The organism is Glutamicibacter nicotianae, assembly GCF_016907615.1.
Classification (GTDB): domain Bacteria; phylum Actinomycetota; class Actinomycetes; order Actinomycetales; family Micrococcaceae; genus Glutamicibacter; species Glutamicibacter nicotianae.
This window is the reverse complement of sequence record NZ_JAFBCH010000001.1, coordinates 2,999,635-3,016,862: the sequence shown is the minus strand read 5'-3', so window position 1 is coordinate 3,016,862 and position 17,228 is coordinate 2,999,635. Positions and strand designations below refer to the sequence as shown.

Below are 17,228 nucleotides of genomic sequence, written 5' to 3'. Positions count from 1 at the left end.
GGAGCTTTGCACCGGGATGCCGGCTAGGCGGTGACCTTCGCGCCGACTTCCTGTTCCATTTCGGTGAACTCGGCTTCGATCTCCGCGTTCGGGCGGTAGGTGGCCTTCGAGACCAGCCATGCGACAACCAGTGCGGCGAGGAAGCCCGGGACGATCTCGTACATGGCCGCGGACAGCGGCTTGACGTTGCCCCAGATGAAGACCACGACGGCGCCAGTGACCATGCCGGCGAAACCGCCTACGGCGGTCAGCTTGCGCCAGTACAGGGCCAGCAGGACGACCGGGCCGAAGGCGGCGCCGAAGCCCGCCCACGCGAAGGAGACCAGCTTGAGAATGGACGAGCCAGGGTCCAGCGCCAGCAGGGCCGCGATGATGGCCACTAGGAGTACGCAGGCGCGGCCCAGGTTGACCAGGGCCTTCGGCGAGGTCTTGCGGCCGGTGATGTTGTAGAGGTCCTCCACCAGTGCCGAGGAGCAGACGATCAGCTGCGAGGACATGGTGGACATGATGGCTGCGAGCACCGCTGCCAGCACCAGGCCGGCGATCAGCGGGTGGAAGAAGATCTGGCTGAGCAGCAGGAAGACGGTCTCGCTGCTGGCCTCATCCAGCGGCTCCTTGGCAAAGTAGGCGACGCCGATGAACGCGGTGGCCACGGCGCCCAGGGTGGTCAGGAACATCCAGCCGATGCCGATGCGTCGTGCGGTCTTGGCCTCGGCGGGGGTGCGCAGCGCCATGAAGCGCACGATGATGTGCGGCTGGCCGAAATAGCCCAGGCCCCAGGCAGCGGTGGAGAAGATGGCCACGGTGGCAAGGATCGCACCGTTGTCATTGAAGGAGGAGAACAGGTTGAAGGCTTCGGGATTGACTTCGGTGACCTTCGAGGTGATGTCCCCGATGCTGCCGATCTGGATGACTGCCACGATTGGCACGGCAATCAGCGCCGCGAACATCAGCACGCCCTGGACCATATCGGTCAGCGAAGCTCCGAGGAAGCCGCCGAACAGGGTGTAGAGCAGGGTGATGACTGCGACGAAGATCATGCCCGCAAGGTACTGCCAGCCGAAGGATGCCTGAAAGAACTTGCCTGCGGCCACCATGCCCGAGGAGACATAGAAGGTGAAGAACACCAGGATGATCAGCGAGGAGCCGATGCGCAGCAGGTGCGCCTTGTCCTTCAGGCGCTTTTCGAAGAAGCTCGGGATGGTGATGGCGTTCTGCGCGATTGCGGTGTAGGAGCGCAGGCGTGGGGCGACGAACTTCCAGTTCAGCCAGGCGCCGATGAGCAGGCCGATGCCGATCCACGACTCGTGCAGGCCGCCGAGGTAGATGGCGCCGGGCAGGCCCATGAGCAGCCAGCCTGACATGTCGGAGGCGCCGGCGGACAGGGCGGCAACCCAGGGCTTCAGGCCGCGGTCGGCCAGCATGTAGTCGTCAATGTTGTTGGTGCGGCGATATGCAATGTAGCCGATGCCAAGCATCGCGGCCATGTAAATTGCGATCGCAATCATCTGGAAAGTCTGGTCGGACATTTTTCCTCATTACCGTTTGTGCCCGCGGCTATTCCCAGCCGCCAAAGGCGCGGATTTCTGTGGTGCGAGTCACCACTATGGCACTATTTCCCGGGTTTGTCGCCGGGTGTCATTCGGTCTGTGATCTATCTGTCATCTAGTCGACCGTATCGAAGTCTGCAGGTGTAGCCAAAATCGCCGAGTTGCTTGCATCACTCATTCCGGGCTGCGCATGCAGCGATTTGCGTACCGCGCGGATGGCCGGGGACTGGAAGGAAGAATGCCGCATGGCGGTGAAGATCGTGCGCTCGGGAGCGCCGGGAAGATCCACCGTGCGCAGCGCGTGGCGCTGGTCGCGCAGCACCAGTTCCGGGAGCATCGCCACGGCATTGCCCGAGGCGACAAGCTGCACGTGAGCCTGCAAATCAGCGGTTTCGTAGCGCAGGTCAGGCTCGAACCCGGCCAGCCGGCAGGCCTGCAGTGCCCAGTGCCGGCTGGCGGCCCCGTCGGGCTCGACCACCCAGGGCAGGGAAAGGGCATGCTCCAGGTGGTGCACCCGGTCGAATTCGGCGTTCCCGGCTCCGCCTCGCGCCGGCAGGGCCAGGCGGATCGGATCGTGAGTCAGAACACGCCGGTCGAGGTTGTCGTAGTGCGGCGCCGAGTGCCCCGAGTACTGCTCGGCGACCACCAGATCGAAGTTGCGGCTGCTGGTTTCATTCAACGCATCGGCTGGTTCCTGCTGGCTCATTTCCACCCGCAGGTTCGGGTGCTTGGTGCGCAGCTCGCGCAGCACCGGCGGCATGAGACGCAGCATGGCGGTCTGGAAAACTGCCAGCCTGACGGTGCCTGACACCGTGGACATGGCCGAGGACAAATCGGCTTCGGCACGTTCCATCGAGTCGAGCAGCTCTTCGGTGTGGGCCACCAGGATCTGCGCCTGCGGGGTGAGCTTGAGCGTGCGCCCTGTGCGCCGCAGGAGCTCCACCCCGGTTTCCGCTTCCAGCTGGCTCAGCTGCTGCGACACCGAGGAGGGCGAGTAGCTCAGCGCATCGGCCACCTCGGCAATGGTTCCGCGGATATGCAGCTCGCGAAGCAGGCGCAATCTTCTCAGTTCAAGCAAGGTTTTCCCGCCATTCAGTTAATGCGGACTCACCGAGCCCGGATACTTTGGCAAAACCGAACGATTATCTTCAGCTTTGTTCACTTTTGCTTAAGACAATAAGGGTTCATACTCGATCTTGCACACAGCTTTTTCTTGCGCTCCGCCGGCAACGGCCAAACGCCGGGAAAAGCCATAACGACATCAGCGTTCGGTGCCGAACCACAAGTACGAATTGCATCGAAGGGACCACCAGTGTCTTTCACCCATACCCAGCAGGCAGTGCCAGCCGCACTAGATGCCGACGGGAACCCGCTCACCTCGCCGGCCGAACTTGCTGACGACGTCATCAAGCTGGTGCGCCGCTGGCTCACCGAAGCCTCCGACTACCCGGTGGATGCCGCCGCCGCCCGCCTGGCCGGCGTGCTCAAGGATCCCAAGGGCCTGGACTTCACCGTGGGCTTCGTCGATGGCGTGATCCGCCCCGAAGACCTGAAGGTCGCGGCGGCCAACCTCAAGCAGCTGGCCCCCATGGTTCCAGGCTTCCTGCCCTGGTATATGCGCAAGGCCGTCGCCGTCGGCGGCGCCCTGGCCCCGGTTATGCCGCAGGTAGTTGTCCCCATCGCCCGCAGGGTCCTGCGCGAAATGGTGGGCCACCTGATCATCGACGCCTCCGACGCCAAGCTCGGCGGCGCGATCTCCAAGATCAAGCGCGAGGGCGTGCACCTGAACGTCAACCTGCTCGGCGAGGCCATCCTCGGCGAAGGCGAAGCCGCCCGCCGGCTGGATGGCACCACCAAGCTGCTTGAACGCGATGACGTGGACTACGTATCGATCAAGGTTTCCTCCACCGTCGCCCCGCACAACCACTGGGCCTTCGACGAAGCAGTGGAGCACATCGTTCAAAAGCTGCAGCCGCTGTACCAGCTGGCTGCCAGCAGCCCGAAGAAGAAGTTCATCAACCTGGACATGGAAGAGTACAAGGACCTGGAGCTGACCATCGCGGTCTTCACCAAGATCCTGTCCAAGCCGGAGTTCAAGGAGCTGCCAGCCGGCATCGTGCTGCAGGCCTATCTGCCCGATGCCCTGGGCGCGATGATCCAGCTGCAGGAATTCTCCGCGGCCCGCGTGGCCGACGGCGGCGCGCCAATCAAGGTCCGCGTGGTCAAGGGCGCCAACCTGCCCATGGAAACCATGGAAGCGGACATCCACGGCTGGCCGCTGGCCACCTGGCACACCAAGCAGGACTCCGACACCAGCTACAAGTCGGTGCTGGAATACGCACTGCGCCCGGAACATGTGGAGAATATCCGCATCGGCATTGCCGGGCACAACCTCTTCGATGTCGCCCTGGCCTGGCTGCTGGCCAAGTCGCGCAACGTCACCGATGGCATCGAGTTCGAAATGCTGCTGGGCATGGCCACCGGCCAGGCCGAAGCGGTGCGCAAGGAAGTTGGCTCGCTTCTGCTCTACACCCCGGTGGTGCATCCGCAGGAATTCGACGTGGCCATCGCCTACCTGATCCGCCGCCTCGAAGAAGGCGCCAGCCAGGAAAACTTCATGTCGGCAGTCTTCGAGCTGGCCAAGAACGAGGAATTGTTCGAACGCGAGAAGAACCGCTTCCTCGCGTCGCTGGAAACCATGACCAATGTGGTTCCCGCCCCGCACCGCGTGCAGAACCGCCAGGTCCAGGACCCTGAGCTGGGCGCCCGCGTGGCAGGTTTCGCCGACGGCACCACCAAATTCTTCAACACCCCTGATACCGACCCGGATCTGGCGCAGAACCGTGCCTGGGGACGCGAGATCCTGTCCAAGATGCAGGACTCGCCGCTGGGCAAGGACCTGGTGAAGGGCAATACGCTGAATAGCGCCGCCGAGCTCGACGAGGCTATCGCCATGGGCGTGGATGCGGCAGCCGGCTGGCAGCAGCTGGGCTCGGCCGAGCGTGCGCAGATCCTGCACCGCGCCGGCCTGCTCTTCGAGGAGCGCCGCGCCACCCTGCTGGAGGTGCTGGGCTCCGAATGCGGCAAGACCATCGACCAGGGCGATGTGGAAGTCTCCGAAGCCATCGACTTCGCGCATTACTATGCCGAACTGGGCCGCGAACTGGATGCCGTGGACGGCGCGAAGTTCGTCCCCTCGAAGCTGACCGTGGTGACCCCGCCATGGAACTTCCCGATGGCGATCCCTGCCGGCTCCACGCTCTCCGCGCTGGCTGCCGGGTCCGCGGTGATCATCAAGCCTGCCACCCAGGCCGCCCGCGTGGGCGCCGTCATGGTGCAGTGCCTGTGGGATGCCGGGGTGCCCAAGGACGTGCTGCAACTGGTCTTCGTGGGCGACCGCTCGCTGGGCCAGCAGCTGGTTGCCGATGAGCGCGTTGACCGCCTGATCCTCACCGGCGGCTACGAGACCGCCGAGCTGTTCCGCTCCTTCCGCAAGGACCTGCCGCTGCTGGCCGAGACCTCCGGGAAGAACGCCATCATCGTCACCCCGAACGCGGACCTTGACCTGGCCGCCCGCGATGTCGTGGCCTCGGCTTTCGGCCACGCCGGCCAGAAGTGCTCGGCCGCCTCGCTGGTGGTGCTGGTGGGCTCTGTGGCAGAATCCCGCCGCTTCAACAACCAGCTGATCGACGCGGTGAAGTCGCTGAAGGTCGGCTACCCGTGGAATCCGGAATCGCAGATGGGCCCGCTGATCGGCGAGCCGGGCGAGAAGCTCAAGCGCGGTTTGACCACCCTGGGCGCCGGGGAGCGCTGGGCTATCGAGCCGAAGCAGCTCGATGATTCGGGCAAGCTCTACTCGCCGGGCGTGCGCTACGGTGTGGCCCGCGGCAGCGAATACCACAAGACCGAATACTTCGGCCCGATCCTCGGCGTGATGACCGCCGATACGCTGGAAGAAGCGGTAGAGATCGTCAACGAGGTGGATTACGGACTGACCTCGGGCCTGCACTCGCTGGATTCGGCGGAGATGGGCTACTGGCTGGAGAACATCCAGGCGGGCAACATCTACGCCAACCGCGGCATCACCGGCGCCATCGTGCAACGCCAGCCATTTGGCGGCTGGAAGAAGTCGGCCATCGGCGCAGGCACCAAGGCCGGCGGCCCGAACTACCTGGTCGGCATGGGCTCGTGGACCGATGCCCCGGCCAAGCAGGGCGCGGCGCTCTCGGCCTTCGACGAACGCCTGCTGAACACCGCCGAACTGGAAGCCGATCAGGCGCAGTGGCTGAGCTCCGCGCTGGCCAGCGACAAGCTGTGGTGGAACAACGAGTTCAACCAGGCCAAGGACCGCTCGGGCTTGCTCGCAGAACGCAACATCCTGCGCTACCGTCCGGTCGATGTGACCGTGCGCTTCGAGGAAGCCACCAGCGGCCACGGACTGGCCGAGGCGCTGCGCGTTATCGCCGCCGGCGTCACCGCAGGGTCCCGCGTGCTCTTCTCCGCTGATGTGCCGCTGCCGCTAGGCGTGCGCAACTTGCTGGCCGAGAACTCGGTCACCGTGGTGCGCGAGGATGCCGCGGCCTTCGCCGCCCGCGCGGCGAAGCTGGCTGCGAAGACCGGCCCGGATTCCGCTGCCCGCATCCGACTGATCGGCGGCTCGGTGAAGGCGGTTGCCGAGGCGACCAACGGCAAGCCGGACGTGGCCGTCTATGCTTCTCCGGTGACCGCTGCCGGGCGTGTGGAAATGCTTCCGTTCCTGCATGAGCAGGCGGTATCCATTACCGCGCACCGCTTCGGCACCCCTAATCACCTCAGCGATGAGTTGATCTAGCGAGTAAGCACATATGGCTGTGGCCAGCATCCAGGTGAATGGATGCTGGCCACAGCCTTTTTCTTGAGAACTATCTACTTCTTGCGTTCCTTGAGCTTGGCGGCCAGGAAATCGGCCGCGGCGGCGAGCAGCGCAGGAACAAGGTAGCGCGCCAAGGTCGCCAGGGTGAAGGCGAAGACGGATCCGCTGGCCGAACCAGCTACCGACAGGGCAACGAAGCCCAGGCCCACCGCGGAGAGCAGGCCGACAATCCAGCCGGCGAGCTTGCGCGGACGCAGGATGAACCAGCCGGCCAGCGACAGCACCGGGAGCACGATGCCCCACACGGTGAAGTAGCCGGTGTACATGCCGGTCAGATCCAGCGCGGAGACCAGGAACCAGTCGCCGTACTCCACGGTGTCCAGCACTGGCAGCTTCAGCAGGATGTCCAGGACCAGCGACAGCAGGACCACCAGCATCGCGAAGATCTTCGTGTCCTTGCGTGCTTCGAGCAGCCAGAAGCTGCCGATCGCCACGAGCCTGATCACCCAGAGGGCAATCAGCGAGAACAGGCTGCCACCGGTGACATAGTCGGCGGTGGACAGCAGCGTGGATCCGGTAATGCCAACGATCAGCACCAGCCAGACAATGATCAGGCGGGCCGGCAGATGCAACAGTGGTTTTTCTTCGCTCACTTGTTCAAGTCTAGTGACGCTGGCTGTGCAACGTCTTGGTCCCGCTTCACCGGCTCAGACCTCGAGCTTCAGTGCCTTGCGCAAAGTCAGCGCGCCACCGGTGTGCATTACCGCCCGGCGGTAGATCCGCTCCGCGAACAGCAAGACGAGCCAGCAGGCGGCAAGCAGGATAGCCAGGGAAAGCACCGGTTCCCAGATCGCTACCTCGCCGGAGAGCAGGCGGATGGGCATCGCGGCCGAGGAGACGATGGGAATGTAGGAAGCGACCACCAGGAAGCTGCCCTTGGCATACAACCCGATGAACAGCACCGCCATCAACAGCCCTACCACCGGCCCGCTGGACTGCTGCAGATCCTCGGTGCGGGTAGCCAAGGACCCCAGGGCCGCCCAGATCCCGGCCAAGAGCAGGAAGCCGCCGAAGAAGAACACCACGAACCATCCGGCCACCTGGGTGACAATTCCGAGGAACGGAATCTGGATCGGGGAAATATAGGCGGCCAGCAAGCCGATGCTGAGGAAGGACAGCAGCTGGAGCATCGCCAGAATGACATTGCCGATGATTTTTCCTGCCAGCAGCTGGCGCAGGCGGATGGTGCTGGCCAGTATCTCGACCACGCGGTTCTGCTTCTCCTCAATTACCGAATTGGCAATGGGCATGCCGAACAGGAACGCTGCCATGTAGAAGAGGAAGGAGAAGACCAACCCCATGACACTGGCCATCGCCGCCCGTTCGGAATCGCCGTGAAGCTGCTCAGTGACCAAATCGTCGTTTTCCGGCATGCTGGATGAGTCCAGCCCGGCCTCGGCAAGCAGCCGATCGGTCATCACCGTTTTCATCGCCTCGCGAACCAGTGAACTGAGCTCCTGATCAACCTCGGCGAAACCGGTCAGCGTGAATTCCTGCGCATCTCCCGAAGCGGACAACGTGGCGCTCAATTGCTCGTTGGAGAGCTGCTGCTTTGCATTCTCGGCAGTGAGCCGTGAAATGCTCATCTCCACGTCATCGGGGTGATCCTTGATCACCTGCTCCAGCACCTGGTAACTCGTATCGTCGGTGGCCGCCACGGCGAAATGCGAGGTGCGATTTCCCAGGACACCGGTAATGGCGACCGAGCCCACGATGAAGAGCAAGGTCACGATGGTGCTGATGATGAAGGCCTTGTCGCGCAGCTTCGTTTCTACTTCGCGCAGGGCAACGATGAGCCATGGGGCTGTGGAAGCGTTCACTTGATGATCTCCCGGTAGATGTCGGCCAGCGAAGGGCGGTGGACCGCGAACTCTGCCACCGGGCCGCGGCTCATGGCGGTGGCCAGCACGCGCTGGGCATCTGATTCGGAATGGAAATTCACCAAAGCCTCGTGGCCTGAAATATCGATGACGGTGACGCCCGGTTCGCTGCGCAGCCACCCGGTGTCGGATCCCAGGGAGAGCCGGTGCCGGGAAGCCTGGGTTGCACGGAGCTCGGCAGCTGAGGAATTAGCCAGGATCCTGCCGTCCTGGATGATCACCAGGTGATCCACCAGCACATCGAGCAGGTCCAACTGATGCGACGAGAAGAGCACCGGAACGCCGCGCGCCGCATAGTCGCGCAGGATGGAGCTCATTGCATCCACTGCGATCGGGTCGAGGCCGCTGAAGGGTTCGTCGAGGATCAGCACGTCGGGTTCGTGCAGCAAAGCAGCGGTAACCTGCACGCGTTGCTGGTTGCCCAGGGACAGCGATTCGAGCTTCGACTTGGCCCGGTCATCGAGTCCGAAGCGGGCCAGCAGGTCCATGGCGCGTTCGCGCGCACCGGACCGGGAGATGCCATGCAGCTGCCCGAGGTAGACCAGCTGGTCGATAACGGGCTGCTTGGGATATAGGCCGCGCTCCTCGGGCATGTAGCCGAAGTTGGGGCGCGTAGCCCCGGTCAGCGGCTGGCCGTTGAGCGTCACGGAACCCGAATCGGCACTGAGCAATCCCATGATGATGCGCATGGTGGTGGTCTTCCCGGCACCGTTGGCGCCGACGAATCCGGTCAGCGCCCCGCCGGGAACGGTGAAGCTGATGTCGTTCAGGACTGGATTCTGCGCGAATGACCGCGAGACATGATGTAGCTCAAGCATGCTTTCCTCTGCCAGATATTGTTCCTGGTCATCAGCTTAGGAAAAGACGGAGCATTTGCGCTCCCTCTGGGGAATGAAACTATTGGATGAGTCCGGCGCGGTGGGCGAAGAGGACACCCTGCACCCGGTCGCGCAGGTGCAGTTTTGCCAACAGGTTGGACAGGTGGGTCTTCACCGTGGCTTCAGACAGCGAGAGCACCGCGGCGATTTCCTGGTTGTTCTTGCCCTGGGCCAGCTCGGACAGGACTTGGCGTTCGCGTTCGGTGAGCGTTTCAAGCTGCTGTGCTTCGGCAGATGGCTCTGCCGAATCCGCGCCAGCGTCAGCCCCGGTCCCACGCTGGATGAGCTTCAGCGTGACTTCGGGGGAGAGCAGCCCATGGCCGGCGGCGACCTGGTGCACAGCGGTGACCAGCATTTCAGGGTCGGCATTCTTCAGCAGGAAACCGCTGGCGCCGGCATCCATGGCGTCAAAGAGGTAGTCGTCGCGGTTGAAGGTGGTCAGCACGATGACCTTGGTCTGCGTGGTGCTGGCGATGAGCTTGGTGGCTTCGATGCCGTCCATCTGTGGCATCTGGATATCCATCAGCGCCACCGTGGGATTCAGGTCGCGGACCATGTCCAGGCCCGCTTGGCCGTTCTCTGCGGTGCCGATGACCTGGATCTGCGGGTCGGTTTGCAAGATCAATTTCAGCGACGACAGGATCAGGGACTGATCGTCGCAGATCACCACGGTAATTTTGCTCATGATGACAGTCTAGTTGCCGCGTCGGAGACCACCCGCAACCGGGCTCGGGTACGCCAGCCGTGCGGAATGCGCGGGCCGATTTCCACCAACCCGTGATGCAGCTTGGCACGTTCGCGGATGCCTCGCAGACCGTAGCCGCCTCCGGCTGAATCGGGACGCGGGCGGCCGTTGTCGGTGACTTCGACTTCTACCCATGCGCCCTCCGCATCGGTTCCCGAGCGCAGCGAGAAGGTGGCTGTGCGGGCAGTGGAATGCGCGCGGACGTTGGCCAAGGCCTCGCCGCTGATGCGGTAGAGCGCGAGCGACAGGCCGGCTGGCAGGGAAGAAATGAAGCCGGGCTGGTGCTCATCGCACGAGAGCTGGATGCCCAGTCCCTGCCGTTCATTCGTGGCGATCAGCTCATCGAGCTGCGCCATGGACGGTTCGGGGTTCCGTGCGCGCTCGGCCGAGCCCGGCACATCATCCGGGTCGTCATGTTCGCGCAATACGCCCAGCAGGGCGCGTGTTTCGCTGACCGCGCTGCGCGCCGAGGATTCGATGCCGCGCATCAGCTCGATTGACTGCTGGGGATCCCGGTCATGCACCATGCGGGCGGCCGAAGCCTGGACTCCCACCGAGGCGATGTGGTGCGCGATCACATCGTGCAATTCGCGGGCAATGCGCAGCCGTTCCTGGTTGACCGCGCGGTCTGCCAGCTGCTGGGACTGCTCGGCAATGCGCTGCGCCTGGATTTCGACGATCTGGCTGGCGTAGGCGTTGGTCCAGCTGACCATGCCAAGGAAGATCGCACCACCGAAGAACATCAGGTTCATCAGCAGGTTGTAGAGGACGAAGGCCGTGGCTGCGGGCAGGACGCCTGCCGGTTCTTCGACCATGGAGGTGCCGGTCGCCTTGAACAAGTCCGAGGAGAAAAAGGAAATGATCAGCCAGGTGGCCATGAACAACAGCACCAGGCTCATCGCTGTCCACAGTCCCCGGCGGTTCTTCGACCAGGTAACCGCCGTGTAGATGCCAATGAAATAGGCCAGCTGCGCGCAGAGTTCCATGCCGACCCGGTAGGTGTTCTCGTTACCGGCGCCGAAGAAGGCAGCCGAGCCGATGAGCATCATCGAAATCGGCCAGCGCCGGCGGAACATCAGCGGCACGATCAAGGACGCCAGCACCAGGTAGGAGAGCAGGCGATCTGGCGCGTCCTCCCGTTCGGTCAGGGACTGCATGAGTTCGTGCATGGCCAGCGCCAGCAGCAGGAAGCCCGCGGCAACGATCACATCGCGGCGCAGTCCCTTCCGACCGGGAGCGGGGCGTTCCCAATCCACCGGAGGCAGCGTCGGGAGCCGACGGTGAACTAGCTCGGGCAGTCGGCGCATGATGTTCCTTGTTTGTTGCGTTGGCCAGGCATTGGAACCGATTTTACCGTTTTGCGCTGTTCCGGGCATGAGCCTGGAGGCTTAGTCTCGATGCTGAGCTGGGAAGGACATGATCTAGGAATAAAGGTTACTAACGAGTAATGTGATGGTATGCACATGATTTTCCGAATCCTCCTGGTCTACCTGAAAAGCAAGACGGCTTCCAAGCTGACCTTGTTCGACACCGGCTCAGTGGACATGCGCGCCACGCTGACCGATATCGACTTTGCCGGCCACATCAACAACGGCATGTACTTCTCCATCTTCGACCTCGGACGCTTCGATCTGATGTTCCGCTCAGGCGTCTGGGACATCATGTCCAAGAACAAGTGGGTTCCGGTCGTGCAGACCGAGACCATCACGTTCCGCAAGTCGGTCCGCCTGGGAACCAAGTTCTCGCAGGAAACCCGGCTGATCGGCATGGACGACAAGTGCATCTACTTCGAGCAGCGCATCGTGGTGAAGGGCGAGATCTACGCCCGCGCCTACATTGCCACCCGCATGACCTCGAAAAAGGGCGCAGTTCCCAATGAGGAAATCCTGTCGGCTGTCGGCTTGGAAATGCCGGAAGACCTGGTGCTGCCTCAATGGCTGCACCAATGGCGCGAGGACGGTGCGCTGCCCAGCACCCGCAAGCCCGCCCCGCATAACTGGATCCGCTGAATCAGCTGTCGCGGGGAGCTTGGCTAGGACTTGGCTGCTTCGATGAAACTGGCGATCAGCTTGGGATCCTTGACCCCGCGCGCTGACTCCACGCCGGAAGAGACATCGGCGCCGAAAGCGCCGGAGGCGTCCAAGGCTTCAGTCACATTCTGCGTGGACAGCCCGCCGGCCACCAGCCAGCGGCGTCCCGCGGCCAGGTCCTTCACCGCCGCATAGTCCCAGCTTTCGCCGCTGCCTGGAACCGAGGCGTCGATGAGCAGCAGCTCCTCGCCCCAATCGGCGAACTGCTCTTCGGGGTCATTGCGGCGTACCGCACGGATGACCTTGAACCCCGCCTCGTGGGCGGCGGCCACATCCGTTGCGGTGCGCTGGCCATGCAGCTGCACCCAGCCCACGCCGGCCTGTCCGGCCCGCTCCAGCACCTTGCCGATGTCCTCGCCGCGGAAGACTGCGACGGTGGCAATGCCTGCGGGAACCGCCTTGACCAGTTCGGCAGCGCGCTGGACCGGAATTTCGCGGACGCTTTCGGTCAGCACGAACCCGACGGCATCGGCGCCGTGGGCCACGGCGACGTCCACGTCCTGGGCTGTGGAGAGGCCGCAAACCTTGACGAATGGCTTATCTGTGCTCACTTGGCGTTCTCCTCGGCCAGATGCACTGGGGTGTAGCCGCCGGGCGCGTTCGCGCGGATGGCCAGCAGGTCGCGGGCGTGATTCCAGAGCCGCCGGTCCTCCTCGGAGACCGGGACCCACGGCTTGACCGGAACAGCAGTCCCGGTTTCATCCCGCGTGACCATCACGGTCAGGCAGTAGGTTGTCAGCTGCATGTTGGTGGTCTTCGGATCGCCCGAACGCACATGCACGGCAATGTGCATGCCCTTGTTGCCGGTATAGACCAGGCGGGCTTCGACCTCCACCAGGTGGCCGATCAGCAGCGGCCGGTAGAAGCGCACCCCGCCGGAGAACACCGCAACGGTTTCCTGCTGGCAGTAGCGGGCCGCGCACAGCTCCGCGGCATCATCGATCCACTTCATCACGATGCCGCCGTGCACCTTGCCGCCCCAGTTCACATCGGTCGGCGCCGCCAAAAAGCGCAGGACAACCCGCTCGGCGGTGCCTTCATCGGTGTAGACCTGGCCATTCATGGACGCGACAATCTGCTCGCGGATCTCGATACGGGCCAGCGCATTCTCGCGCATGGCGATTTCCTTGGCCGTGCCCGGGGTGAACGTTGGAACCGGTGTCGGCTTGCCCCCCTCGTCCACGGCTACGAAGATCACCAGGCAGCTGCTGGATTTCACCGGCCGCAATTCGCGCGGATCGCTGAAGGACACCTCGGTATGGATATGCATCGAGCTGGTGCCGGTGTACACCACCGAAGCGGTGACCTCCACCAGATCCCCGGAGTGGATCGGGTCCTCGAAATGGATGTTGCCGACATAGGCGGTGACGCAATAGCTGGAGGACCATCCCACCGCTGCGGCGTAGGCGGCCTTGTCGACCCATTCGAGAACGGTGCCCGCAGCCACAATCCCGGTCACATCGACGTCGGTCGGCGCGGCGAGGAACCGCAAGGTGACAGAATGCGGACGTTGTTTCAGCTCCGGAGTGCTCATGCACTCCAGTTTCGCGCACTTCGCAGGCCACAGGCAACGTATGACGCTTCACGGCCCGCGCTTTGACGGCACATTCCGCGGCGGGCGGCTGCCGGGTGGCTCTGGCCTAGGATAGGAGGGTGCGTAGGGTCTTTGGAATTTTTTCGGCGTCAACAGCCATAGTGGTGGCACTGAGCCTGATTGCCGCGGCCGGAACCGCCGGCCTGGTGATCGTCGTGGGCCAGGGCCTGGATGAGCTCTTGTCCCATCGCCGGCTGGGCGCCCAATGGTATTTCAGTGCTATCGGCGAGCTGCTGGCCGTGGCCGTCGCCACCTTCCTGATTCCCGTGGTGATCTCGCGCAACGGCCAAGACCTCACCGAGCACCACCGCCTGAAGCTGCTCAAGCACTATCTGTCCATAGGCCCGCTGGCGGCGCGTGCCGCAGGCGAGGGGGAACTTGTCCATGCGGCCATGGATTCGGTGGAACGATCGGTGAAGTACCGTTCCAGCTTCATCGGCCCGGCTGTCTCCGCAGTGGCCACCCCGGTGTTGATCCTGTGCTTCATCGCCTTTGCCATTGACCCGCTCAGCGCACTGCTGATGCTGGTTCCCACCGCCCTTGTCCCGGTCATCGTGCTGGGCTTCCAGCGGCGCTTCGGCGCCTCGAACGGAGAATACCGCCGAGCCCAGGGCATCCTCTCAGCGACCTTCCTTGATGCGCTGCGCTCCCTGGGCATGCTTAAGCTCAACGGCGGCAGCCGCTGGATGGGCGCCCGCATCGAAAAGGCAACCGAACGGGTACGACAGCAGGTGATGAAGCTGCTGGCCCGCAACCAGCTGATCCTGCTGGTCATCGATTCAAGCTTCGCCGTGCTGCTGCTTGCCACCGCCTGCCTGCTGGCCTGGTGGCGCGCCGGCTCCGGGGCCATCTCGCCCGGTGCAGCGCTGTCCCTGGTGATCCTGAGCTTCTTGATGCTCGCCCCGGTGAACTACGTGGGCAGCTTCTTCTACATCGGGATGACCGGTAAAGCCGCCGAGAAGAAGCTGGCGGAAGTCGCTGGCATCCCGATGCACCGTTCCATGGCCAACCCGCTGGACGTGGACCTGCGCCATCGCGATCTGCTCCTGGAAGGCGTCAGCGCCGGCTACGACAGCGGGCAGCATGCGCTATCCGGCATTTCCTGGCATTTCCCGGCAGGCTCGCGGACGGCCATCATCGGGCCTTCGGGCAGCGGCAAGACGACCCTGCTGCGCGTGCTCCAGGGCCAGCTCGAGGCGTCGGAGGGCACTATCCGCGATGCCCGCCAGGCCATGGGCCCGGCAACCCTGAAAGCCAGCACCGCCGTGGTGGAACAGCAGGCAACGCTCTTTGGCATGAGCCTGCGCGAGAACCTCCTGCTCGGCGCGCCCGGCGCCAGCGACGGCGAACTGCTCCACACGCTGCGCCGGGTCGGGTTGGGACCGTGGTTCGACGGACAGCCCGATGGATTGGACCAACGCCTGGGCGAAGGAGGGGCACGCCTCTCTGGAGGCCAAGCCCAACGCCTGGCGCTTGCCCGGGCTTTGCTCGCGCAGCGGCCGATACTGCTGCTCGATGAACCGACCAGCGCCCTGGATGTGCAGAGCGAAGCGGAGGTGCTCGGAACCCTGCGCGGCTTGGACCGCAGCACCACGGTCATTACCGTCACCCACCGTCTGGGTCTGCTCGCCGACTACGACTATGTGCTGGTCATGGACCAGGGACAGCTCATCCAGGCCGGAAGCCGCGAAGAACTGCTTGCCACCGATGGCTATCTCAAAGAGGCAATGGACGGATTCCGCCACCGCGCCGAAGCCCTGCACACCGGCGGCCGGACCGAAATAGGGGAGGGAAACTGATGCATACGCGGAAAACCTCCACGCTCAAGACCGTCGCCTGGCTGCTGGGCAGCACCAGGGATCTGCTCCCGCCGCTGCTGCTGGCCTGCGTGCTCGCCTGCGCCACCCGGCTGGCGTCCCTGGGAATCTACGTCATCGCCGGCCTCGGCCTGGCCAAGGCCTTGCAGCTGGACACCGGGATGCTGCCAGCCGGCACCGACTGGGGCATGCTAGCAGCCGCGGTGATCTTCCTAGGACTGGCCAAGGGAGCACTGCGCTACCTGGAGCAGTATGTTGGCCACCGGGTGGCGTTCCTTTCGCTGGCGCGATTGCGCAACCGCATGTACGAGGCCTTCGAACGCCAAGCGCCATTCAATGCGGGCACCAAGAATTCCGGCGGGATGCTCGCCAAGGCCACCAGCGACATCGACAAGGTCGAGGTGTTCTTCGCGCACACCCTGCCCCCGGCCGTGGCGGCCGTGGTGGTCAGCGTCCTGGCAACATGGGGCACCTGGACGCTCTTCGGCAGCGAACCAGCCCTAGTGCTGCTCGCCGGCTATGTGCTCATTGGCGTGCTCATCCCGGCCATCGGCGTCGGCTCCCTGCGCTCCAGCGCCAGGAGCACCGCCGCCGCCCGCGGCGTCCAGAATCAGCTGCTGACCGACACGCTGGCTGGCATCGACGTGATCCACGGCTTCAACGCCGGCAAATCGGTCATGGAGAGCCTGCGCGGCAGCCTGCAGCAGACCAGGAAGGCCACCCGCTCGGCCGGTATCTGGACCGCAGTACGGGCCACGCTGACCCAGCTGGTGATCTGGGGCAGCCTGCTCACGCTCTTTGTCCTGCTGGGATCCGCCGGGGAATTCGGCACGCTGCTCCTGGTGTGCTGCGCCCTGGTCCCGTCCTATGAAGCGGTGCGCGCCGTGGACGGCTTCATCCTGGGCCTGCAGGATTCGCTGGCCAGCGCTCGCCGGCTGCATGCCACCGCAGCAGCAAGCCATCCGGTGCATGAAACGGCCAACCCGCTGCCACTGCCTGCCACCGGCACCTTGCGCGTTTCGGATCTCTGTGTTGAATTCGACGGCTGTCGCGCCGTTCAGGGCGTGGACTTCGACCTCGAACCGGGATCCTTGATCGCCATGGTGGGCGAGAGTGGCTCCGGCAAGTCCTCGATCGCCGCCGCCCTCGTGGGGTCGGTGGAAGCGGAAGGCATGACGAGCTTTGCTGATGTGCCGCTGGAAGCGGCGAGCTTGGCGCAATTGCGCCAGCGAATCATCCTGGTCTCCCAAGAGGCGGTGATGATCCGCGGCACGCTGCGCGAGAACCTGCTGCTCGGTGCCGAGGGGATCAGCGACGCGGCGATGGAAGCGGTCCTTGAAGAGCTGGGAATGGGGCCATGGCTGCGCAAGCAGAAGGACGGTTTGCAGACCCGGCTGGGGGATCGCTTTGCACGGCTTTCCGGCGGCCAGCGGCAGCGGGTGGCCCTGGCCAGGGCGCTGCTGCGCCAGCCTGCGGTGCTGATCCTCGATGAATCCACCAGCGCGCTGGACGCCAGCAGCGAGCAGCTGGTCCTGGATGCTGTGGAGCGCCGGCGCGCCGAAGGGATGGCGGTGCTGATGATCAGCCACCGGCTCTCGATCCTGCACCGGGCACAAAGCGTGCTGGTGCTCCGCGATGGCCGGGTGTGCGAACGCGGTGCGGCGCAGGATCTGCTGGCCGACGAGCAATCCTTGTTCTCCCGCATGTCCGTGCGCGAAGCAGACAGGGTCCTGCCCAGCTGATTCATGGGCGCTGGTTTGAG

Annotated in this window: 13 protein-coding genes; 4 read left to right on the top strand and 9 right to left on the bottom strand. The window is 64.2% G+C overall.

What is annotated here, in order from left to right; translation table 11 throughout:
* Window positions 1-23: 23 nt before the first annotated feature.
* Entirely contained in the window at window positions 24-1,529 is a 1,506-nt protein-coding gene (gene putP, locus JOE62_RS14360; RefSeq protein ID WP_204722874.1) for a sodium/proline symporter PutP, read from the bottom strand.
* 136 nt (window positions 1,530-1,665) lie between these two features.
* Complete coding sequence (locus JOE62_RS14355; protein ID WP_204722873.1) at window positions 1,666-2,628, bottom strand: LysR family transcriptional regulator; 963 nt, start codon at window positions 2,626-2,628, stop codon at window positions 1,666-1,668.
* A 234-nt stretch (window positions 2,629-2,862) separates the two neighbouring features.
* Here JOE62_RS14355 and JOE62_RS14350 point away from each other — a divergent pair, with 234 nt between their 5' ends.
* On the top strand, window positions 2,863-6,381 hold the full coding sequence (locus JOE62_RS14350) for a bifunctional proline dehydrogenase/L-glutamate gamma-semialdehyde dehydrogenase (protein ID WP_204722872.1): 3,519 nt from the start codon (window positions 2,863-2,865) through the stop codon (window positions 6,379-6,381).
* Window positions 6,382-6,455: 74 nt separating this feature from the next.
* On the opposite strand, the gene JOE62_RS14345 is transcribed toward JOE62_RS14350, so the two are convergent.
* From JOE62_RS14345 to JOE62_RS14325, 5 genes are all read right to left on the bottom strand, one after another.
* A complete protein-coding gene (locus tag JOE62_RS14345) occupies window positions 6,456-7,055 on the bottom strand; it encodes a hypothetical protein (protein ID WP_204722871.1) in 600 nt (199 codons plus the stop codon).
* A 54-nt stretch (window positions 7,056-7,109) separates the two neighbouring features.
* Complete coding sequence (locus JOE62_RS14340; protein ID WP_204722870.1) at window positions 7,110-8,282, bottom strand: ABC transporter permease; 1,173 nt, start codon at window positions 8,280-8,282, stop codon at window positions 7,110-7,112.
* On the bottom strand, window positions 8,279-9,160 hold the full coding sequence (locus JOE62_RS14335) for an ABC transporter ATP-binding protein (RefSeq protein WP_204722869.1): 882 nt from the start codon (window positions 9,158-9,160) through the stop codon (window positions 8,279-8,281). The genes JOE62_RS14340 and JOE62_RS14335 overlap by 4 nt, the downstream gene beginning before the upstream one ends.
* A 79-nt stretch (window positions 9,161-9,239) precedes the next feature.
* Complete coding sequence (locus JOE62_RS14330) at window positions 9,240-9,905, bottom strand: response regulator (protein WP_204722868.1); 666 nt, start codon at window positions 9,903-9,905, stop codon at window positions 9,240-9,242.
* Window positions 9,902-11,272: a sensor histidine kinase gene (locus JOE62_RS14325; protein WP_204722867.1), complete on the bottom strand. Its 1,371-nt coding sequence runs from the start codon at window positions 11,270-11,272 to the stop codon at window positions 9,902-9,904. Before JOE62_RS14325 ends, JOE62_RS14330 begins: the two co-directional genes overlap by 4 nt.
* 150 nt (window positions 11,273-11,422) lie before the next feature.
* On the opposite strand from JOE62_RS14325, the gene JOE62_RS14320 reads away from it, so the two are divergent.
* Window positions 11,423-11,974 (top strand): acyl-CoA thioesterase, encoded by a 552-nt coding sequence (locus JOE62_RS14320; RefSeq protein ID WP_204722866.1) that lies wholly within the window; start codon window positions 11,423-11,425, stop codon window positions 11,972-11,974.
* A gap of 23 nt (window positions 11,975-11,997) precedes the next feature.
* Here JOE62_RS14320 and JOE62_RS14315 read toward each other — a convergent pair whose 3' ends face one another.
* Both JOE62_RS14315 and JOE62_RS14310 read right to left on the bottom strand, forming a co-directional pair.
* The gene (locus JOE62_RS14315; protein WP_204722865.1) at window positions 11,998-12,606 is read right to left on the bottom strand and encodes a phosphoribosylanthranilate isomerase; all 609 of its coding nucleotides are present in this window, start codon (window positions 12,604-12,606) and stop codon (window positions 11,998-12,000) included.
* On the bottom strand, window positions 12,603-13,589 hold the full coding sequence (locus JOE62_RS14310) for an acyl-CoA thioesterase (RefSeq protein WP_204722864.1): 987 nt from the start codon (window positions 13,587-13,589) through the stop codon (window positions 12,603-12,605). Before JOE62_RS14310 ends, JOE62_RS14315 begins: the two co-directional genes overlap by 4 nt.
* 164 nt (window positions 13,590-13,753) lie before the next feature.
* Between JOE62_RS14310 and JOE62_RS14305 the strand changes: the two genes are divergently transcribed.
* The gene (locus JOE62_RS14305) at window positions 13,754-15,448 is read left to right on the top strand and encodes an ATP-binding cassette domain-containing protein (RefSeq protein ID WP_204722863.1); all 1,695 of its coding nucleotides are present in this window, start codon (window positions 13,754-13,756) and stop codon (window positions 15,446-15,448) included.
* On the top strand, window positions 15,448-17,208 hold the full coding sequence (locus tag JOE62_RS14300) for an amino acid ABC transporter ATP-binding/permease protein (RefSeq protein ID WP_204722862.1): 1,761 nt from the start codon (window positions 15,448-15,450) through the stop codon (window positions 17,206-17,208). Before JOE62_RS14305 ends, JOE62_RS14300 begins: the two co-directional genes overlap by 1 nt.
* The last annotated feature ends 20 nt before the right edge of the window (window positions 17,209-17,228 follow it).